This window comes from Acetobacter pasteurianus subsp. pasteurianus LMG 1262 = NBRC 106471, from assembly GCF_000285275.1.
In the GTDB taxonomy this organism is placed as follows: Bacteria; Pseudomonadota; Alphaproteobacteria; order Acetobacterales; family Acetobacteraceae; genus Acetobacter; species Acetobacter pasteurianus.
The window spans coordinates 246919-268739 of record NZ_CADO01000139.1 but is presented as its reverse complement, the minus strand read 5'-3'; the positions used below and the strand labels follow the sequence as shown (position 1 = coordinate 268739).

General features: G+C 56.8%; 16 protein-coding genes. 11 read left to right on the top strand and 5 right to left on the bottom strand.

Going from position 1 to position 21821, the window contains the following annotated elements:
* The first annotated feature begins 15 nt into the window (after positions 1-15).
* From greA to APA10_RS13150, 7 genes are all read left to right on the top strand, one after another.
* Positions 16-489, top strand: a complete 474-nt coding sequence (gene greA, locus APA10_RS13180) for a transcription elongation factor GreA (protein ID WP_012812785.1) — start codon at positions 16-18, stop codon at positions 487-489.
* Position 490: 1 nt separating this feature from the next.
* On the top strand, positions 491-1687 hold the full coding sequence (locus APA10_RS13175) for a threonine ammonia-lyase (protein ID WP_003628190.1): 1197 nt from the start codon (positions 491-493) through the stop codon (positions 1685-1687).
* 159 nt (positions 1688-1846) lie between these two features.
* Positions 1847-3385, top strand: a complete 1539-nt coding sequence (gpmI, locus tag APA10_RS13170) for a 2,3-bisphosphoglycerate-independent phosphoglycerate mutase (protein ID WP_035365439.1) — start codon at positions 1847-1849, stop codon at positions 3383-3385.
* Positions 3386-4852, top strand: coding sequence for a murein hydrolase activator EnvC family protein (locus tag APA10_RS13165; RefSeq protein WP_003628194.1), 1467 nt, complete (start codon positions 3386-3388; stop codon positions 4850-4852).
* 178 nt (positions 4853-5030) lie between these two features.
* Positions 5031-6476: a S41 family peptidase gene (locus tag APA10_RS13160; RefSeq protein ID WP_003622806.1), complete on the top strand. Its 1446-nt coding sequence runs from the start codon at positions 5031-5033 to the stop codon at positions 6474-6476.
* A gap of 20 nt (positions 6477-6496) precedes the next feature.
* On the top strand, positions 6497-7588 hold the full coding sequence (locus tag APA10_RS13155; protein ID WP_003628196.1) for a divergent polysaccharide deacetylase family protein: 1092 nt from the start codon (positions 6497-6499) through the stop codon (positions 7586-7588).
* Positions 7585-8097: an RNA pyrophosphohydrolase gene (locus APA10_RS13150; protein ID WP_035365441.1), complete on the top strand. Its 513-nt coding sequence runs from the start codon at positions 7585-7587 to the stop codon at positions 8095-8097. The genes APA10_RS13155 and APA10_RS13150 overlap by 4 nt, the downstream gene beginning before the upstream one ends.
* A gap of 75 nt (positions 8098-8172) precedes the next feature.
* On the opposite strand, the gene APA10_RS13145 is transcribed toward APA10_RS13150, so the two are convergent.
* The 5 genes from APA10_RS13145 to APA10_RS13125 form a co-directional block, all read right to left on the bottom strand.
* On the bottom strand, positions 8173-9750 hold the full coding sequence (locus tag APA10_RS13145) for a DHA2 family efflux MFS transporter permease subunit (protein ID WP_003628198.1): 1578 nt from the start codon (positions 9748-9750) through the stop codon (positions 8173-8175).
* On the bottom strand, positions 9747-10952 hold the full coding sequence (locus tag APA10_RS13140; RefSeq protein WP_003622799.1) for an HlyD family secretion protein: 1206 nt from the start codon (positions 10950-10952) through the stop codon (positions 9747-9749). The genes APA10_RS13145 and APA10_RS13140 overlap by 4 nt, the downstream gene beginning before the upstream one ends.
* Before the next feature lie 172 nt (positions 10953-11124).
* The gene (locus APA10_RS13135) at positions 11125-12918 is read right to left on the bottom strand and encodes an ABC transporter ATP-binding protein (protein ID WP_035365442.1); all 1794 of its coding nucleotides are present in this window, start codon (positions 12916-12918) and stop codon (positions 11125-11127) included.
* Positions 12919-12975: 57 nt separating this feature from the next.
* Positions 12976-14169, bottom strand: a complete 1194-nt coding sequence (locus APA10_RS13130) for a CCA tRNA nucleotidyltransferase (protein WP_003628200.1) — start codon at positions 14167-14169, stop codon at positions 12976-12978.
* Positions 14166-14771 (bottom strand): DUF1285 domain-containing protein, encoded by a 606-nt coding sequence (locus tag APA10_RS13125; protein ID WP_003628201.1) that lies wholly within the window; start codon positions 14769-14771, stop codon positions 14166-14168. Before APA10_RS13125 ends, APA10_RS13130 begins: the two co-directional genes overlap by 4 nt.
* Positions 14772-14853: 82 nt before the next feature.
* Here APA10_RS13125 and APA10_RS13120 point away from each other — a divergent pair, with 82 nt between their 5' ends.
* From APA10_RS13120 to APA10_RS13105, 4 genes are read left to right on the top strand one after another with little or no spacing between them, the layout of a single operon-like run.
* The gene (locus APA10_RS13120) at positions 14854-15891 is read left to right on the top strand and encodes an AAA family ATPase (protein ID WP_012812779.1); all 1038 of its coding nucleotides are present in this window, start codon (positions 14854-14856) and stop codon (positions 15889-15891) included.
* 5 nt (positions 15892-15896) lie between these two features.
* Positions 15897-16880, top strand: coding sequence for a DUF58 domain-containing protein (locus APA10_RS13115; protein WP_003628202.1), 984 nt, complete (start codon positions 15897-15899; stop codon positions 16878-16880).
* Positions 16877-19672, top strand: a complete 2796-nt coding sequence (locus tag APA10_RS13110; protein ID WP_003628203.1) for a DUF4159 domain-containing protein — start codon at positions 16877-16879, stop codon at positions 19670-19672. The genes APA10_RS13115 and APA10_RS13110 overlap by 4 nt, the downstream gene beginning before the upstream one ends.
* On the top strand, positions 19669-21816 hold the full coding sequence (locus APA10_RS13105; protein WP_003628205.1) for a hypothetical protein: 2148 nt from the start codon (positions 19669-19671) through the stop codon (positions 21814-21816). The genes APA10_RS13110 and APA10_RS13105 overlap by 4 nt, the downstream gene beginning before the upstream one ends.
* Positions 21817-21821 lie beyond the last annotated feature (5 nt).

The window sequence follows — 21821 nt, the reverse complement described above, 5'->3', positions numbered from 1 at the left end:
GTCTGGGGATGCGTCTTGCAGAAAACTCCAATGACGGGCAAGGGCCTGCTGCAGCTAGAAGATGAGCTGCGCAAGCTGAAATCAGAAGAACGTCCGGCAGTTATCCGCGCCATTGCGGAAGCCCGTAGCCACGGCGATCTTTCTGAAAATGCGGAATATCACGCAGCACGAGAACGACAGTCCTTTATTGAAGGCCGTATTCTGGAACTGGAAGAACTTATTTCCACTGCAGAAGTTATTGAGCCCACTTCCCTTTCCGGCAAACAGGTCAAGTTTGGGGCTACTGTGTGCCTTGTGGACGAAGATACGGACAAGGAAATTACGTACCAGATTGTTGGCCTGCACGAAGCAGACATCAAACAGCATAAAATTTCCATTTCCTCCCCACTTGCCAAGGCGCTGATTGGCAAGGAAGAAGGCGATACCGTTTCTGTGCCCGCACCGGGCGGAGATCGGACTTACGAAATCCTTTCCGTCAAATTCATCTAATATGATCACGTTTGAGGATGTCACAGCCGCGGCAGATCGTATCCGTGGCAATGTGATCCGCACGCCCACCATTGCTTCCCATGCGCTTTCCAAGGCAACCGGGGCTGATATTACCCTTAAGCTTGAAAACCTTCAGGCTGTCGGGTCGTTCAAGGAGCGTGGTGCCGCCAACAAGCTGGCACTGCTTTCCCCCGAAGAGCGCAGCCGTGGTGTCATTGCCGTATCCGCTGGCAACCATGCGCAGGGTGTGGCCCGCCATGCCAGCCTGCTGGGTATTGATGCCGTTATTGTCATGCCCAAGTTTACGCCGGCAGGTAAAGTGGTGCGTACCCGCAACTGGGGGGCCCGTGTTATTCTGGAAGGCGAAAGCTTTGCAGAAGCCCTGATGTTTGCAGAAGACCTGCAAGCGCGTGAAGGCCGCACCTTTATCCACCCGTATGATGACCCCGCAGTTATGGCGGGCCAAGGCACCTGCGCGCTGGAGCTTTTCCAGGATGCTGGGCCGCTGGATGCGCTGGTGGTGCCTATTGGTGGTGGGGGCCTGCTTTCTGGCTGCGCTGTGGCGGCCCGCGCCATGCGCCCGGATATCAAGCTGATTGGCGTGCAGGTGGAAAAGTATGATTCCCTGTGTGCCTTCCCCGGCCCGGCCACGCGCCCCAATGGTGGCGCCACCATTGCGGAAGGTATTGCCGTTCTGCAAATTGGCCGCCAGACGGATGAAGTCATCCGCAAGCTGGTTGATCAGGTTCTGGTTGTTTCTGAATCCGCTATTGAAAACGCCATTACCCTGCTGGCTGAAGGTGCCAAGCAGGTCAGTGAAGGCGCAGGCGCTGCCGGGCTTGCTGCCCTGCTAACTTACCCGGATATGTTCCGCGGTAAAAAGGTTGCCCTGCCTGTTTCTGGCGGAAACATTGATAGCCGTATTCTGGCCAACACTCTGCTGCGCGCCATGCTGCGTGATGGCCGCATTTTGCGCCTGATTATGGAAATTCCAGACCGCCCCGGTGTTCTGGCCGATATTTCCAAAAGCATCGGGGAAGCTGGCGGCAATATTATCGAAGTTTCGCACCAGCGCCTGTTTGCAGCACCTTCCGTGCAGGCAGCACAGTTGGAAGTGATGATAGAAGCGCGAGACCCAGAACACGCTGCCCTTATCACGCAGGAACTGGGTAAATCTTACATTGTGCGCCGCGCCTGAAAACTTTTAGGTGTTGAGGCTTTTACAAGGGCAGCTCCAGTATTGGGGCTGCCCTTTGTGTTTGGGCATACGGGCACCTGCTGCACTTGCCCTCTTTGTCTTCATGCAATTTGGTGGCATTATTCACGCATAAACAAAAAACATAAAAAGGCTTAACCTATGACCTCCACATCGCACCCACAGAAAAGACCAGTTATGCTTGTCATCCTTGATGGGTTTGGATGGCGAGAGGATCAATCAGACAACGCGGTGAAGATTGCTCGCACCCCCAATTTTGATAAGCTGTGGCAAAACAGCCCGCACAGCTTTGTACGCACCAGTGGTGAAGATGTTGGCCTGCCTGAAGGCCAAATGGGCAATTCCGAAGTTGGGCACCTGAATATTGGTGCAGGCCGTGTGGTGATGCAGGAACTGCCGCGCATTTTCACCGCCATCCGGGATGGCAACCTTGCCCGCAACCCGGTGATGGAAAACTTTATTGCCACCCTAAAAAAAACCGGCGGCACCTGCCACCTGATGGGCCTTGTTTCTCCCGGTGGTGTACATTCTCATCAGGATCATGCTGCGGCTCTTGCGCATATTATTGCCCAAGCCGGTGTGCCAGTGGCGTTCCACCTGTTTACAGATGGGCGCGATACCGCCCCACGCTCCGCGCAGGAGTTTTTGAAAAAACTCCGCGCTGATCTACCTTCTTCCGTAAAGCTCGCCACCATTTCCGGCCGCTATTACGCCATGGACCGCGATAAACGGTGGGACCGGGTAGAAAAAGCCTACAACGCCATTGTCAGCGCAGAAGGCCCGCAAGCTGCCACGCCGGAAGATGTGGTAAACGCCGCCTATCAGGCAGATATTTCGGATGAGTTCATCATCCCCACCGTGCTGGAAGGCTACACCGGCATGAAGGATGGAGATGGCATTCTCTCCTTCAACTTCCGTGCAGACCGTATCCGCCAGTTGATGGACGCCCTGCTGGAGCCTGATTTCGATGGCTTTGCGCGTGGCAAGGTTGTGCAGTTTGCTGCTGCTGTGGCCATGACGCATTACAGCGATACGCTTTCCAAACGCATGTCCATTCTGTTCCCGCCAGAGGAACTGACAAACCTGTTGGGCGAAGTTGTCTCCCGCGCAGGCCTCAAGCAAATCCGCATGGCGGAAACAGAAAAATACCCACACGTCACCTACTTCATGAACGGTGGACGCGAAATGCTGTTTGAAGGGGAAGATCGTATTCTGGTGCCATCCCCCAAAGTAGCCACGTATGATCTTCAGCCAGAAATGTCTGCCCCGGAACTGACGGACAAAGCCGTAGCCGCCATTAAAAGTGGTGAATACGACTTGCTTGTTCTCAACTTTGCCAACCCGGATATGGTCGGGCATACGGGCAAGCTGGATGCCGCCGTAAAGGCAGTGGAAGCCGTGGATACCGGTTTGGGCCGTATTGCGCAGGCCATAGCAGAAGAACATGGCGCGCTATTGGTCACGGCGGATCATGGCAACTGCGAAACCATGAAAGACCCAAAAACCGGCGGGCCACATACATCGCACACACTTAACCTTGTGCCCTTTATTGCCTATGGTTCGGGTGCATCCGCCCTGCGCGATGGCGGTAGGCTGGCAGATATTGCCCCCACGCTGCTGGCTCTTCTCAACCTGCCAAAACCTGCGGAAATGACGGGTTCTTCCCTGCTTGAACGCTGAATGAAACATATCCGGCCTTTTTCTTCCCCTGTCTGCCCTTCTTCCCACTGGGGAAAACTGGCCGGATATACGGCGCTTCTGGTTGCAGTCCCTACTTTGCTGGCGGGCTATCCGGCAATGCCCTTACAGGCTGCAACCACACACCATAAAAAAGCAGCTACGGCACATCATTCCACACAAACTGCAGCCAAAACATCTGCGCGGGAAAACAAAACCCGCAGCACACATACGCGCAAAAGCAAAATGGCTGCAGAACCTTCCGTCATGTCCGATCGATCGGTGCGGGAAGCTCAGGCTGCCGTCAATGCAGCCCATGCACAGCATGAGGCCATGGAGCAGGAAAAAGCCCGACAGGCTGCTGCAGTTGCGCAATCTCGCAGCCAGAATGAGGCAGCTCAGGCCGCAGCGGCAGAAGCCAAAAACCGTGCGCTTTCACTTTCTGCTGCAACGGTAAGTGCCACATCGCAACTTCAAAGCACAGAACAGCAGATTGCTGATCTGCAAGACCAGATTTCGGATGTCAAAAAGGAGCAGGCATCCCTTCAGGCCGCCCTGGTGCAAGATGCCCATGCGCTTGCCCCTATTCTGCCTTTGGCGGAGCGTCTTTCCCTTTATCCATCGGATACCTTGCTGGCTGCCCCCATGCCGCAGGGTGATGCCATTACCGGCTTTCTGGTTTTGCGCGGGCTTTCGCGGCAGATGGAGCAGGAAGCCGAAGGCATGCGCGCCCGTCAGGCGCGGCTGACTGCATTAAATACCACGCTTACAAACAAGCTGGCTGAATTAAACCAGCTTGAGCAAACCCAAACCCACCAACGCGATACCGTGCGCCAACAAGCTGCCCTTGCGCGGGAAGCACAAAAACAGGCGTCTGCCACTGCCATCAGCACCACGCATCAGCTACAGGCCGCAACACAACGCGCGGCCAGTTTGCAGGATGCTGTTTCCAAACTGGATGCCCTTCAGGCACAGGCCGAATCTGCCCTGCAAAAGGAAATAGCTGCCGCAGAACGCGCGCATGAGGCCGCGCGGGCAAAAGCCGCACGCCGTAAAATGGCCGCTATGGTAAAAACACAGGGGCCTGGGCTGGCCGAACATCCTTCTGCTGGGTCTGGCCTGCGGCCCGTTGCGGGCACACTTATTTCCACTTGGGGGTCTGCTACCGAATCTGGCCCTGCTACGGGTATGACATATCGCACCCCTCCCGGTGCCAGTGTGCGCGCCCCCTGTGCTGGCACTGTGGATTTTGCAGCCCCGTTCCGCACCTATGGGCAAATGCTTATTTTAAATTGCGGCCGCCATTACCGCTTTATCATGGCGGGCCTGAGCGGACTGGCCGTAGATATGGGCCAGAGTTTGACAAAGGGCGCACCTATAGGACAGATGGGCAGTTCCAGAGGCTCTGGCACGCTGTTCATTCAGTTGCGCCATGGGCAGAAAACCATCAATCCCGCGCCGTTTCTGTAATGGCAGAAAACACGCTGGCACTTTGCCAAGCCGGAGCACAAAGGTTACTCTGCCCAACCAACGCCAGAACATCTGGTTATGCGCGTAAAACCTTGGCCACACCCCTATTGTGCTGGCTGAAAAGACAGGAAGAACACGCAAGGGCCACATACAGCCCTGCGACAGGAGAGACGATCGCATGAAGTTCCGCACAGGTCTGATGTTCGGCGCCACTGCCTTAACCGGCCTTGCCCTGGCTTTTCATCCGGGCCACTTTTCTGGCTCTGCCCTTGTAGCTTCCCCCGCGCAGGCTGCCACTGCGCCAGATGCCACACCCACCACAAACCATGCTGAAACATACCGGCTGCTCACACTGTTTGGCACGGTTATGGACATGATCCGCCAACAGTATGTGGAACCTGTTTCAGACCGTGATCTGATTACAAATGCGCTGAATGGCATGTTGAGCGGGCTGGACCCGCACAGCTCCTACATGACGCAAAAACAGTATGATGACATGATGGTGCAGATGAAGGGCGAGTTCGGCGGCCTTGGTCTGGAGCTTCAGCAGCAGGATGGGCATATCCGCGTTGTGTCCCCCATTGATGGCACACCGGGTTTTCGGGCTGGCATCAAGCCGGGTGATTACATTATTGCCGTAGATGGCCACCCAATTGACGGCACACCGCTGGATGAAGCCGTGAAGAAAATGCGCGGCAAGGCCAACACCAAAATTACCCTGACACTGGTGCGCGAAAAAACACCCAAACCGATTGTGGTGACGCTAACGCGTGAAGTGATTCACATTGATGTGGTGAAATCTGCGCTGTATGACCGGGTGGGTTACATCCGCGTGGCACAATTTAACGAAACCACCGAAAAAGAACTGCTGAAGGCTTATAACAGCCTCAAGCAGCAGGCTGGTGGCAAGCTAGCCGGGCTGGTGCTGGATCTGCGGAATGATCCGGGTGGTCTGTTAGATCAGGCTGTGGATGTCTCTTCCAACTTCATCCGCTCGGGCGAAATTGTTTCCACCCGCTCGCGCAACCCCAAAGACAGCCAGCGTTGGGATGCCCACGGCACCGACATTACAGATGGCCTGCCACTGGTAGTGCTCATTAACGGTGGCTCCGCTTCTGCTTCCGAAATTGTTTCCGGCGCATTGCAGGATCATCACCGGGCGGTGCTGGTTGGCACACGTTCCTTCGGTAAGGGGTCTGTGCAGTCCATTATCCCCATTCCGGGTAATGGTGCCGTGCGGCTGACCACCGCGCGTTACTATACCCCTTCTGGCCGCTCCATTCAGGCGCTGGGCATCACACCTGATATTGTGGTGAAGGAAACGCGCGAAGACCCAGCTTTCAGCCTGCGCGAAGCTGATCTGGAACATATTCTGAAAAATCAGGGCGGCAACCAGACCAAGGCGCAGCCCCGCACGGATCTGCCTGCCATTGCCAAGGATATTCCAAACGAACCGCCAGCAAACTGGCCGGAGTTTGAATACGACAAGCCCGCAACAGACTTCCAGCTTCAGGAAGGCCTGCGCATTGTGCGCTTTATGGCTGGCCTGCCTTCTCCAGATCCGGCTGCATCTCTGCCGCCTGCCAAGCAACCCGCCAAAACGGATAGTGCAACGCACCACTAAGGGCGCGAAAGGGAAAGGCCATGCACACTCCATCGCTCTGGCAGCAACTGCCCTCTAACGGGCGCGCCTTTATCCGCTTCTGGGGTGGGTGCGCCACAGCCGCTGTGGCGCTTGCCATAGGGTTGCAGGTTATGGGGCCGCCCGGACTTTCCATTGAGGGGCAGGATATTGATGTTTCGGCAGATTCTGCTGCCAAACAATCCTCCCCCGCACAGCGCACCACCATTCCGGGGCCGCAGGCTGATCTGCTGGAAAGCAAGAATGGGCCAGGGGGCTTTCCCCTCCCCAAAGTGGGTGCGCATGATCGCACGCCCAAAAAGGTTTATGCCGCCCCTGCGGTGGATGTACCGCCCGGCACCCCCATGGTGGCTTTGCTGATTGATGGCATAGACCAGACAGATGACCTGACAACCGAAGCCATAAACTCCCTGCCCGGCCCGGTTTCTCTGGGTATTTCACCTTATGCCGCCAACCCTGAAGAACTGATGAACGCAGCACGCCAGCACCGGCATGAAACGCTGCTTTCTCTCCCCATTCAGGATAACGCCACCAAGAACACAGATGCCGGGCCCAAAGCACTTGGGCTGCTACTTTCACCCCAGCAGAACATGGATAATCTAAACTGGGCACTTTCTCATCTGGCAGGGTATGTGGGTGTTACCAATGCCTTTGCCGGGCAGAATGGTGGCAGCTTCCCGCAATCTGAAAGCTTTAAATCTCTGGTAAAGGCCATAGACCAGCGTGGCCTGCTTTATCTGGACGCCACACCCGGCACGCAAACCGAAGGTGCTAGCAGCACTGCCACCGCTGATGTGGTGGTGAACACGGATACGGATATTGTCAACATTGATATCCAGTTGCTGAAACTCCAGCAATTGGCACGGCAGAACGGGCGCGCCATTGGCATTTTGGGGCCATTGCGGCCTGTAGCCATGGCCTGCCTGCGCGCATGGTTGCCGCACCTCAAAGATATGGGCATTGCGTTGGTGCCTGTCAGCCAGATTGTTCTGCCGCCGGATATGTCCGCCTATGGCCCAGCCGCCGCAGATGGCAGCATGCATGTGAACCTCTCCAACCCACGTGTGCAGCAGCAAGGCCAGCCGCAACAATGACAGACGCAAGCTCTCCGTCCCTTCCGTATCGCCCTAATGTTGGAGCCATGATCTTTCATGCTGATGGACGCATTTTTATTGCCCGGCGCACGGATATGCCCGGCGCTGGCGGCCCATTAAGCGAAGGCACATGGCAATGCCCCCAAGGCGGCATTGATGCCGGAGAAGACCCAAAAAAAGCCGTACTGCGCGAAGTGGCAGAAGAAATTGGCACAGACAAAGTGCGTATTCTGGCCGAACATCCAGAATGGATTACGTATGATCTGCCCCAGCACCTTATAGGCCGTGCATTGGGTGGGAAGTATCGGGGCCAGACACAAAAATGGTTTGCCCTGGCTTTTGAGGGCACAGATGCCGATATCCGGCTGGATGCCCAAACCCCAGCGGAATTTGATGCTTGGCAATGGATAGATCTTGCCACCCTGCCCCAGCAGAATGTGGGGTTTAAAAAACCGATTTACGAACGCTTGGTGCAGGATTTTGCACAGTTTGCAAAACCTCGCGCATAAACATAACGCACAATAAAAAAGCTCCCTGACCAACCATAGTCAGGGAGCTTTTTTGTTGGGTTTTTGCCGTGCTTTTTAGTGTGCGCCCGTCGTTTTGCCGCTGCCTGTAATGGCAGAAAACAGGAAACAGAACGGCACACACAAAAACGAGCCTATACCCAAGATCATAAACACTTCATTGTAAGAGAGCATGGCCACCTGCCGGGTAAATTCCTGAAACAGGGTGTGCTGGGCAATGGCCTGTGCCGCACCAGGGGCGTATCCGTGGGCTGAGGCAACGCCTTTGGCCTGCGCCAGATAATCATTATACGGCTGATGATACGGCGTCATCCACTGCACCATGTAAGACTGATGCGCCTGCCGCCGCTCTGTAAGCAATGCCGTAGCACCGGAAATAGCCAAAGAGCCCAACACGTTACGCGCCATACTAAACAGCGCCGAGGCATCTGCATTCAGCCTTTCGGGAATGGTGGAATACGCAATAGTGGAAAGGGGCACAAACAGAAAGGCCAAGCAGGCTGTCTGGCTCATGCGGAACAGCATGAGGTGATGGAAGTCCAGCAACGGTAGCAAATGGGCGGACCAGAACAGAGCTATGCCCATAAGCCCAAAACCCAGTGCAATCACATTGCGCACGGGCATGAGCGTCATCAGCTTACCCACAATCGGGATAAGGAAGATAACGGCAATCCCACCCGGAGAAAGCAGCAAACCGGAAATTGTGGCCGTGTACCCCATAACCTGCTGGGCAAACTGCGGAACAATAATAGCGGATGCATAAAGCAGCGCGCCCATTGCCCCCATAAGTGCCGTGCCTACCGCAAAGTTGCGGTCCTTGAACACGCGCAAATCCACCGCCGGGTTTTTGGCATGCAGCAGCCACAAAATAGCGCCACCAATGCCCAAAAACGCCAGAACACCCATAATGCGGATGAAGGTGGAACCAAACCAGTCTGCATCCTCACCACGGTCCACCATCACTTCAAGACTGGCAAAGCCAATGGTAATCAGGCTGATGCCTATGGCATCCACCGGGGCTTTCTGCTTGCGCGCCCACGGCGGGTCCTCCACCAGCGCCATCACGCCAACGGTTGTAAGAAACCCGAATGGCACGTTGATGAAAAAGATCCAGCGCCATGAGAAGTTATCGGTAATCCACCCACCCAGCGTTGGGCCAATAACCGGCCCCACAACGGCAGCAATGGCGGTAAGGCCAAATGCTGCGGCACGCTTTTCGGGCGGGAAGCTATCCAGAATAATGGACTGCTGGTTGGGCTGAAGCCCTCCGCCAAAAAAGCCCTGCATCAGACGGAAAATCACCAGTTCAGCAAGGCTGGTAGCCGTACCGCACAAAAACGACGATACGGTGAACATAACAATACAGATAAGAAAGTAGTTCTTGCGGCCAAAAACCTTACCCAGCCAACCAGAAATTGTCAGCACAATCCCGTTGGCGACCAGATAGGCCGTGAGTGTCCACGTCGCATCATCATACGTGCTGGATAGGCTCCCTGCGATATGTGGCAGGGAGACGTTCACGATGGTTGTATCCAGAATTTCCATGAACGCCGCCATGGTAACTACAAAGGCGACAGTCCACGGATTATGCTTTGGCTTCCACCCGCCGGGGGCTACTTCGGCCTGTGTGCTCATTGCGCAGCCGGGGCCGGAGTTGCGGGTTCTGCCCCATCACGCGGCGCTGCATCAGAATGGCCTTGTGTATCCACATGCACTGTTGGCACCACGGACATGCCAAGGGCCAGCGGCTGGTTGGGGTCCAGACCATCATCAATCAGGATTTTAACAGGCACACGCTGCACGATTTTTACGTAGTTGCCTGTTGCGTTTTCTGGCGGGAAGGCACTGAACTGCGCGCCCGTGCCTTTTTGCAGTGAATCAATATGCCCATGCACCTTGAGAGATGGATAGGCATCTACCTTGATATCCACCTTTTGGCCGGGCTTCATGCGGGTAATCTGGGTTTCCTTGTAGTTGGCTACCACCCACACTTCCGGCTCTACAATGGACAGTATATTCTGCCCCTGCTGCACGTAATTGCCCTGCTCCAGATTACGCTGGGAAATCCAGCCATCATGCGGAGCACGAATTTCTGTCCATTCCAGATTCAGGTTTGCGGTTTCCAGCCGAGCCTGTGCAGTTTTAACCGCTGCTTCTTCCTGACTGATCTGAATGGCGGCGTTCTGGATGTTGGGCTGCACGGGCATGGCCATCTGCACGGCACCCTGCGCGGCTATCACGCGGGCCTTGGCGGCATCCAACGCAGCACGAGCGGAATCTATATCCTGCTGCGATGTTGCTGCACGTTCCACCACATGCTGGCGGCGGAAATCTGTTTGCGCCTTAAATTCCTGCGCTTTGGCAGCTTCTAGCTGACCTTTTGCCTGCAACAGCTTACCGGGGAACTCCAGCATGGCCACCATGTGCATCATGTCACTGGCGTTCTTGGAGGCTTGCGCACTTTCAACCTGTGCGGCGGCCTGATCTCGCGCAGCTTTCCAGTCTCGCGGGTCTATGCGGGCCAAAAGCTGGCCTTTGCGTACAAACTGGTTATCGTTCACCAGCAGTTCTGTCACATACCCGCTTACATGCGGTGCAATGGTAATGGCGCGCCCGGCAGTAAAGGCATCATCCGTTTCAACTTCATTGCGAGTCATAAACCAGTACACACCGGCACCCACAGCCAGTACGGCAATAACCCCAGTGAGAATAATCTTGCGGCGGGGATTCTCTTTTTTCTTTTCTTCTGGCTTGGCTGGTGCGCCGGTATTTGCGGAAGACTGGTCGTTGTGGTCGTCTGTCATACTGTTCCCTGCCATCTCAAACGCACGGCGCATACCCTGCTTTTTCGGTCACTCTTTCTCTGACCGAACTGGTCGGTCAGAGTTGTGGCATGTTCACAAGCAGGCATCAAGTCGCACATGGCATTCAGCGCATGTGCAAGCTGGGTTTTTAATGTTTTGCTGTAAAAAAGACGCAGTTTGCTACGTCTGATCTGCTGCGCTGGCCTTAGCGTTCCAGCCCCTGCGTTCTGACCAGACGCGCATACAGGCCATTTTGCGCCATAAGTTCATCATGGTTTCCGCATTCCACAGCATGGCCTTCCTGCATCACCACCACCAGATCAGCCGAACGCACGGTGGAAAGACGGTGCGCCACAACAAGCGTGGTGCGCCCCTTGCGCAAGGTTGCCAAGGCATCCTGCACTGCGGCTTCGTTCTCACTATCCAGCGCACTTGTGGCTTCATCCAACAGCAGAAGGCGCGGGTTGCGCAGTAGTGCCCGCGCCAAGGCCACACGCTGCCTTTGGCCGCCAGAAAGCCGCTGCCCACCCGGCCCCACTGTGGTTTCATAGCCTGCGGGCAGGGCCAGAATAAACTTTTCAGCCGCTGCGGCCTTGGCTGCTGCTTGTACTTCTTCTTCCGTGGCAGAGGGGCGGCCTATCAGAATGTTATCGCGCACAGAAAGATCAAACAGCAGCGGATCCTGGCTTACATAAGCAATGGCATCTCGCAGGCTGGCCAGCGTGAGATCACGCAGTTCCTGCCCATCCAGCAAAATACGGCCTGATGTCACATCGTGCAGGCGCGGCACCAGCGAAAGTGCGGTAGATTTACCTGCCCCAGAAGGCCCCACCAAGGCCACGGTAAAGCCCGGCTTGGCCTCAAAATTCAGGCCAGAAAGGCCAACCCGCCCATCTGGGTAAACAAAGCCTACATTCTCAAAAACCAGATCACCCTGTCCGGCACAAAGGGGCACTGCGTTCGGACAATCTGCCACAGCAGGCTTTTCATCAATAATTTCAAAAATACGCACAAGCCCGGCCAGACCTTCCTGCAAAGCAGCGTTCAAGGCCCCCAATGCACGCAGTGGGCGTGCTGCCAGCAACAATGCCGCTACAAAGCCGGAAAAATCCCCCAATGTGGCGCCCCCCATAGCAGCACGCCACCCTGCAAAACCCAGTACGGCAGCCACGGCTGAGCCACCCAGTGCTTCCAACAAGGGGTCAACACGCGCACGGCCCCGCGTAATGCGCAACATAGCCTGATGCAGATGATCGAACGATGTGGCGGCGCGTTCTTCCTCACGCTGTTCAAGCCGATACACGCGCACGGTGCGGGCCTGACTGAAACTTTCAGTGAGAAAAGCAGCGGTTTCCCCAATCCGCTCCTGCATCCCGCCAGATGCGCGGCGCACGCGCTTGCCCAGTTTTTGGATAGGCACTGCAGCAATGGGATAAAGCAGACCGGCTATCAGGCTGAGTTCCCAATCCATATAGAACATGGAGGCAATCAGCCCCACCACGGTAACAACATCACCCAGCGAGTTCACAGCCCGGATCATGGCTTCACGAATGGAAACGGCATCCGTGGTAAAACGTGCGGCCAGTTTGGCCGGGGCTTCACGCTCTACATCGGTAATGTCTGCCTGCATCAGATGTGCGAACATCTCGCTTTGCAAACCGCGAATAACCTTGAGCACCAAACCCTGAGACGCCAGCGTTTGCGCGTATTGGGAGATGGATTTGGCAACCGTAATCAGCACCACCAGCAGCGGTACCTGGTACAGAATGCGGGAATCGTGGCTGGAAAACATATCCAGCGCGCGCTGGATAACCAGCGGATACAATGCTGTAAGCCCGGCGGTTAACACCGTAAGCAGCACAACAGCCGTAAGATTGCCGGGATAACGGCGCACCTGCCCCCGCCATAACCTCCTCAGAAGCACGCGGGTATCATCCGGCAACAAATCGCGGGATGAACGGGACGAACGGGTAGAGGAAGCAGATGCTTGTGACGTCATGCGCTCTTCTCTAACAGCCTCCCACCCTTTCACGTAAGAGGCTGACGCATGGTTTTATTATGGCAACGCTTTAGCCAGCCCTAACGCATGGGCCAAACAGGTCTGTTTATCCGCAGTGCAACCGCCCTGTTGCCACCAGTTGCGCACATCTTTCAGAACTTGCCCAACATGCGGCCCCGGCTGGCAGCCTGCATCCAGCAGGTCTCGCCCTGCTAGCGGAAACACTGGTATTTCAAGCTGCGCCAAACGCTGGCGCAGTTCTGTGCCCAAAACATCAGCATGCCGCGCCTGATACAGCCAACTGCGTGCTGTTAAAATATCTGGCGAGGTATCTGCCAATAAGTGGCGTAATTGCGCATCAGACATATCGGGCAAAGGCACGGGTTCAGCCTGCATAGCTTTCAGACGCGCGGCTTCAGCACGGGAGAATTTAAGGCGGCGCGCCAGATCCGCACTTTTGTCTGGCACCAAAGCTGCCAGCCGCAACAGGGCATCTGCTGGCGGATTAAACGTCATTAACTGCGCAAACAAAGGCACATGCGCACCTTCTGGCAGCAAAACAGGCAGGATACCGGCCTGCTGCATCAGATACACAACGTCCAGCACCTTCGGCCCAGCCAGAATACGCTTGAGTTCAGACCATATGCGCTCAACAGACAAGCCGTTCAACAACTCTGCCTGTGTGGTAATGGCGTGCATGGCCTGTGCATCTGCCTGCCCACGCCCATAGCGACCCCAGAAGCGAAAAAACCGCAGAATACGCAGGGCATCTTCCTGTATCCGCAGCGTGGCATCGCCTACAAAGCGCACACTTCCATTTGCCAGATCATGCTGGCCGCCAAAATAATCATGCACAGTACCCGTGCTGTCACAGGACATGGCATTGATTGTAAAATCACGGCGCGCGGCGTCTTCCTGCCAGTTGTCTGTCCAGCACACGACGGCGTGGCGTCCGTCTGTTTCCACATCTCGCCGCAGGGTGGTGATTTCATAGGGTGCGGAATCGATCACCGCCGTAACCGTGCCATGCGCCAGCCCTGTGGGCACCACTGTCATACCCTGCGCCTTCAGGCGCTGCATCACCTCCTCGGGCGGTTGGGGCACTGCCAGATCAATGTCCGCAATAGGGCGCTCCACCATCAGATCACGCACCGCACCGCCGACAAGACGCGCCTCGGGCAGCACGGCCCATATCTCCTCCAGCGCGTGCAGGCGCGTGGGTTCCAAGCGGTCCAATAAATTACGGGTCATACGTCGCAGTCTGTGCCGGATGTTTGTCTGGCAAGTGGAAAAAAGCAGCCACAGCTCCAAACCCCCATGCAGGGGATACCCTGGCACATGCCCGGCTCCGCCAAGGCTGCCAGCTCGTACCACACTGGACGAGATAAACGCGCCTCTAGCGGAAAATGCCTGTTATCGCCTTCCCGCAGCCGGATATAGGGGGGGCAACTCTCCGGGCAGGCCTCTGGTGGCATGTTCCAATCTGTCCGAATCGGATGTTCCGGCCCAGCTACCACCACTTCATCCATATTGGTGCGAAAACACAGCCGCTGCATTTTGCCACAGCCCGTCCAATCCAGCTCTACCGCCAGAAAAGGCACGTCTTCCACCTCAATATACCCGGTCTCAAACGGGGAGCGCAGCAGGTATGCCCCATTTTCATCCCGCGTGAGCATGGAGCCAAACATGCACAGCATGGCCTTACGCTTTATGGGGGTGCCCCGATAAAGCCACACGCCATCGCGCCGCACCAGAAAAGGCAGATATCCCAAGTCATGCCTTTTTCTTTCCGGGCTTTCCTGATGCCCCGAACAGGCAAGACTGTCGCCACTCACTGCGTGTTCGCCTTTCACTGGCCTACCATCCTGTAATACGTGTCCATACCGTCATCCTGATGATATAGGGATGATACCCCGCTTGATGTAAGCCCCGTATGTGCTTCACACTGGAACCATGACCGCATCAGACGCATCGCAGCCCGCGCAACAGCCCTCCTCTCCTCCCGAAGTGCGGGAGGCAGACCGTATCTGCGAACGGCTGCAAGCCGTGCAGCAGGAAACCTCTCGCATTGTTTTTGGCCAAAAACAGGTTATCCGCCAAACACTTGCCACCATTCTGGCAGGTGGGCATGCGCTTTTGGTGGGCGCGCCCGGCTTGGGCAAAACATTGCTGGTCACAACTTTGGGAACAGTGCTGGGGCTTGATTCGCGCCGCGTGCAGTTTACGCCAGACCTTATGCCCTCCGACATTACGGGTAGTGAAATTCTGGATGAAGATGCATCAGGCCATCGCAGCTTTCGCTTTGTGCCTGGCCCTGTGTTCTGCCAACTGTTAATGGCGGATGAAATCAACCGTGCCAGCCCACGCACGCAGTCTGCCCTATTGCAGGCCATGCAGGAACACCGCGTAAGCGTGGCCGGCACGGAATACCCCCTGCCGCGCCCCTTCCATGTTCTGGCCACCCAGAACCCTATGGAGCAGGAAGGCACCTACCCGCTGCCAGAAGCGCAGCTTGACCGCTTTATGCTGCAAATTCCGCTCTCCTTCCCCGATGAAGCAGCGGAACGGCAGATGCTGCTGGCCACCACTGGCGCACAAACAGAGCAACCCCAAACCCTTATGGATGCCACAAGCCTACTGGAAGCACAGGCACTGGTGCGCCGTATTCCGGTGGGTGAAAAAGTGCTGGATGCCATTCTCAATCTGGTACGCAACGCGCGGCCAGAAACCACGCAGGATGCCACCTTGCGTGAACAAATTGCATGGGGCCCCGGCCCGCGTGCTGCGCAAACGCTTATGCTGGCCACGCGTGCGCGCGCTTTGCTGGATGGCAGACTTTCCCCCAGCCTTGATGATGTTGCCGCACTGGCACAGCCCGTTCTGGCCCACCGTATGGCGCTGACTTTTGCCGCCCGTGCTGAAGGTGTGCAGATTCAGGATGTGATCTCTCGCCTTCTGCAACAGTTGGGTTAAAGCCATTGCGCGGCCCATCTTTTCTTACCGCCGCATTCCGCCGCAATAAGGCTGGCACCACTCGGGCTCCGCATTTTGCTACGCAGGCGGATGAGTCTGTTGCCATTGAGCAACCTGCCACCCTTACCCAACAGGCGCAGGCTTTGGCAGCGCGCATGCCCGATCTGATTGTGCAAGCCAACCGCACAACCGCCACGCTGGCAGCCGGGCAACATCCACAGCATCGTGCAGGATGGGGTGATACCTTCTGGCAATATCGCCCGGCTCAACCGGGGGAACCTGCCGCGCACATAGACTGGCGGCAATCTGCCCGCAGCACCCACGCCTATGTGCGTGAAACAGAAGCCGAAAGCGCGCAAACCATTCTGCTCTGGTGCGATCTTTCCGGCTCCATGAACTGGCAATCCCGCACCAACATTCCCACCAAGTTGGAAAGCGCCATTCTGCTCACGCTGGCAATGGCCGCAGCCCTTGCCCGTGGGGGAGAACGTATTCGCCTGCTTTCATCATCCGGCATGGTGCACTTGCCTGCTGGTGGCAGCCTGCTGGAGCGTCTGGCATTGGCCTTGGTGTTTCAGGCATCTACACCGCAAAAAAACGCCCTGCCCGCAGCTGCCGCATTGCCGCGCCACGCGCATTTGCTGCTGACCAGTGATCTGCTGTGCGAAACAGAAACCCTGCGCGGGCTGCTCCATCAATGCGCGGCCCGTGGTGTGCGCACGCATGTGCTGCATATTGCAGACCCGGCAGAACTTTCACTCCCCTATGAAGGGCGTGTTGAATTTACGGGGCTGGAAGGTGAACACCCCATAGAACTGCCGCATGTGCAAACATTGCGTGCAGATTACACCCATCTGGCATCAGCACGCAGCAGCCAGATTGAACACATGGCCGTAAGCCTTGGGCATGATTATCTTTGCCACGTTACCGATACCCCAGCCACACCCACCTTGCTGGCCCTGCATAACCTGATGGGCCACCGAGTATGATATTTCTGGCTCCTCTTGCCCTGCTGGGGCTTCTTACGCTGCCGTTGGTGTGGTGGCTTGTCCGGGCAACACCGCCGCGCCCACGCCAACAGGTATTTCCGCCCGTAAAGCTGCTGGCCAGCCTGAAACCACGCCAGACCGAAGCCGCACGCTCTCCGCTCTGGTTGCTGCTGTTGCGTCTTTTAGCTGTTACCTTGTTGGTGCTTGGCCTCGCCCGGCCTGTGCTGCCGGGGCATAATGCTGCCCAGCAAGGCTCTGGCCCGGTGCTGCTTGTTATAGATAACGGCATGTTCAGCGCCGCAGACTGGAACGAGCGGCTCGCTGCTGCACAAAACCTTCTGGATGATGCCGAACGCGCCAAACGCCCTGTGCTGTTGCTGACAACCGCATCAGAAGCAGAAACAGCGGTTGCAGAAAACCTTACTCCCCTACCCGTTACGCAGGTACGGCAGCATCTGAACGCACTGCGCCCAGAACCTTGGCAAGTGGATCGATCAGCTTCCGCTCACACACTTGAACATCTGACATCACAGACATTTGGCAGCGTTTTGTATCTGGCAGATGGCATTGCCACCCCCGGCGATGATGCCTTTAGGCACGCACTGCAAAGTTTAGGCCATGTGCGCGAAGTGCGTTTTCCGCACCAAAATGCTGTGGCTTTGGCGCCAATGGCCGATAAAGGCAGTACCGTCATGGCGCGCTTGGTGGCGATGCCGACGGCAGCTCCACGGGCCTTTAATGTTATTGCGCATACTCAAGATGGCGGCACTCTGGCCGTTGTGCCCGTAACCCTACCAGCACAATCCGCTTATGCCGATATTTCTGTGAACCTGCCAGCAGCCGTGCGCAACCGTATAGACACGCTCACACTTGCAGGCTCAGCCAGTGCCGCCACCACGGTGCTGATGGATGAAAGCAGCCGCCTCCACCCGGTCGGCCTTCTGGCTTCTGGTGGTGCGGATACACCTTTGGTGGGGTCTTTGTTCTATCTGCGCCGCGCCCTTGCGCCTTCTGCCGAATTGCATGAAGGCACGCCAACAACTCTTTTAAGCCGCCCACTTTCTATTTTAATCGCACCTGATGGCACGCTGGCAGACCCCGAAACACGGGAAAAAGTGCGCGAATGGGTGAAAAATGGCGGCACGCTTATCCGCTTTGCTGGCCCAACCCTTGCCGGTGCCCAGCATGATGAAGCTGCTGAAACCACCGAAAGCGAAAACACCCAGCCACCTACGCAAGATCTGCTGCCCGTTACTTTGCTGGATGGCGCACGCCAGCTTGGCGGCTCCATGACATGGGGCACACCACAAAAACTTGCCCAGTTTGATGCAGCCTCCCCATTTGCCGGGTTGGTACCCCCCAATGATGTTACGGTCTCACGGCAGGTTCTGGCCCGTCCCTCTGCCACACTGACCGAGCATACATGGGCACGGCTGGCAGATGGCACGCCGCTGGTTACGCACGCCGCACTGGGCAAAGGGGAGATTGTGCTGTTCCACGTTAGCAGCACAACGGATTGGTCCAACCTGCCGCTTTCGGGGTTGTTTGTCTCCATGCTGCAAAGGCTGACAGACCACGCAAATGGCGTGAGCGTACCTGCGGATGATGCCATATTGCAACCAGCCTTAACACTAGATGGCGCAGGCGTTGCTGGCCCTCCGCCACCATATGCACGCGGCCTGAAAGCCTCCGACTTTGCCACCACGGATGTATCACCCGCGCACCCACCGGGCCTGTATGGCCCCGGCTCTGGCCGCCGCGCCTTGAATGCCGCAGATCACGTTACCGCGTTGCATCCGGAAAGTGCCGTGGGGGTTATTACAGACCCCGCAGGCCAACAGCCGGATGTGCCTCTTGGGCGCTTCTGCCTGTTGGCTGCTCTTGTTCTATTGTTGCTCGATGGTGCTTTGGCGTTGCTGATGCGTAAGGGATTTTTGACACCCAAACACATCAATGTGGCCACCTTGGTTATGGGGGGCATGCTGCTTGGTATGGCTGCTCCTGCTTATGCTGCAGATACACAGCCCGCAGTTCTAACGCCGCAAGCTACCCTCTCCGTACCCGGAGCGGCACTTGAAACACGTCTGGCCTACGTTTTAACAGGGCATGCAGATGTAGATGAGGCCTCGCGCCAAGGGCTTCAGGGGTTGGCGGATTTCACCAATGCCCGCACATCTGCCGTGCTGGGCCACCCCGATGGCGTGCACCCGGAAACGGATGATCTGGCGTATTATCCATTGCTATACTGGCCCATTACGCCAGATGCCCATGCCTCCCCCGCCATGATAGCCGCGCTCAACCGCTTTATGGCGCATGGTGGTATCTTGCTGATTGATACCCAAGGGCAGGACACACCAGATAATGCCACAGATGACGCCAGTTTTGCTGGTGATGCCCCGGGCACACGCGCTGCCCTGCGCCGCGCCACAACAGGGCTGACAGTGCCACCACTTGTGACCATGAATGACCACCACCTGCTGGCGCATACCTTTTACCTGCTGCATGATTTTCCGGGCCGTTATGCGGGCCAGCCCATTTGGGTGGCGCGTGAAGGCGATGCCGGGAATGATGAAGTTAGCCCCATTATTATCGGCTCGGCAGATTGGGCGCATGCGTGGGCGGTTGATGCATCTGGCAACACGCCCTTTGCTGTTATTCCTGGTGGGGCGGAACAGCGTTTGCTGACCTACCGCTTTGGGCTGAATATTGTCATTTACGCGCTTACCGGCAGCTATAAGGCGGACCAGGTACACGTGCCCATGCTGCTGAAACGGCTGGAAGACCGGCCATGATGAACAGTTTGATGCAATCCATCGGTTTTGCGCCACTGCTGCCTTTATGGCTGTTGGCTCTACTTGGTGTTGCGGGCGTGCTGCTTTGTGCATGGAGCCTGTATAACGGTGCGCGCGGGGCCTTGTTGCGTCTGGCGGCACTTGCCTCACTTCTGTTCTGGTTGGCGGGCCCGCAGCATCTGCGCGAAAGCTGGCATAGCCTGCCCCAAACTGCCCTTATGCTGGTAGATCAGTCCCCCTCCATGGCCATCGAGCAGCGGGCGGCTATTGCCCGGCAGGCTGCGGATGCATTGGCGCATATGCAGGTGGATGGGCTGAATATCCGCACCATTACAGTCCGCCAAAACGGGCATGACGGTACCCGCCTGTTTGAAGCATTAGATCAGGCTGCCGCAGATATCCCGCCCGATCAGCTTGCTGGGGCCATGATGGTCACAGACGGTCAGGTTGCTGATGTTCCCGCCAACCTACCTGATCGCCTGCGCCCACGCACCGCCGCTACGGGGGAACAAACCACCCTACCCCTGCATGTATTGCTAACTGCCAAAGGTGAGGAAACAGACCGCAAGCTCCAGATACTGGAAGCACCGCCCTACGCTATTGCCGGACAACCGGCACATTTGCGCGTATTGGCCGAAGATTCCGGCCCCAGCACGCACGCCGGCACGCCAGCGGAACTGACCCTGCGCGTGAATGGGGAAGAACCTGTGGTTATGCCCGTTGTTACAGGCACGCCGCAGGATATCAGTATCCCCGTTGCACGGCCGGGGCAGATGCTCATCAGCCTTTCGGTTTCTCCTTTGGCGGGAGAAGTCTCTCAGCTGAATAATCAGAGCATCACCCATATTATGGGCATTCGGGACAGGCTGCGGGTGCTGCTGATTTCCGGCACACCCAATCAGGGGGAACGTGTCTGGCGCCGGTTGCTGAAGGCCGACCCCGCAGTGGATCTGATTCACTTCACCATTTTGCGCCCACCGGAAAAAGATGATGGCACGCCGCTATCTGATCTGGCTCTGATAGCTTTTCCCGTAAAGGAACTGTTTCAGGACAAGATCAACCAGTTTGATCTGATTATTCTGGATGGTTTTGAAAACCGTAGTATTCTGCCCCACAGCTATCTGGAAAACATTGCCAATTTTGTACGCCGTGGTGGCGGACTGTTGCTGACTGCAGGGCCAGAATTTGTAGGCCCCGGATCACTTCAGGAAACACCTGTGGGCGATGTGCTGCCCGCACATGTGCCGCCAGAAACCGGCATGGTGGAACGCCAGTTCCGCCCCCGGTTAACGGCTCAGGGCCGCCAACACCCCGTGACGGCGGCACTTTCTGGGGCGCCAGAGGCAAACGTGCCAGATAGCACGACAACCGTTGCCGGCGCATGGGGGCCATGGTACCGCGCCCTCAAGCCAGACAGCACACATGGTGAAGTGCTGATGAGCGGGCCAGATGCCGCCCCCCTGCTGGTGTTGGACCGGGTGGATCAGGGCCGTGTGGCCCTCCTGCTTTCTGACCAGATCTGGCTTTGGTCTCGCGGTGAAGGCGGTGGGGGACCGCAGGCGGAATTGCTGCGCCGGATTTCCCACTGGCTCATGAAAGAGCCTGAGCTGGAAGAAGAACAACTGGCCGCCAGCATTACGGACAACATGTTAACCGTAACACGCCACAGTATCAGCACCGAAGCCACGCCGCCGGATGTGACCGTTACGGCACCTTCAGGCACACATACAACGCTACACCTGCATGCAGCCCCACAGGATGGCAGCCAGACGGCAACCTTGCCTGCAAATGAAATGGGCATCTGGCAAGTAGCGGATGGCACACACACTGCCTACGCAGCCCCCGTGCAAAGCGATATCCGTGAAATGACGGATTTACGAGCCACGGCTACCAAGCTGGCTCCTATGGCGCAACAATCGGGCGGAGGTGTATTCTGGCTGGGCACGCCGGGGCATCTGGCCATACCAACCATTCGGATGGCAGAATCTACCACCCTGCACAGTGCAGATTGGTTGGCTTTTCCGCAGCGTGGCGCACATATTGTTACGGGCAAAAGTGCAGAACCCTTATTGCCAACATGGAGCATGCTGCTGGTATCCCTCGCCTTCCTTTTTGCTGGGTGGTGGCGTGAAGGCCGGAATTGATAACA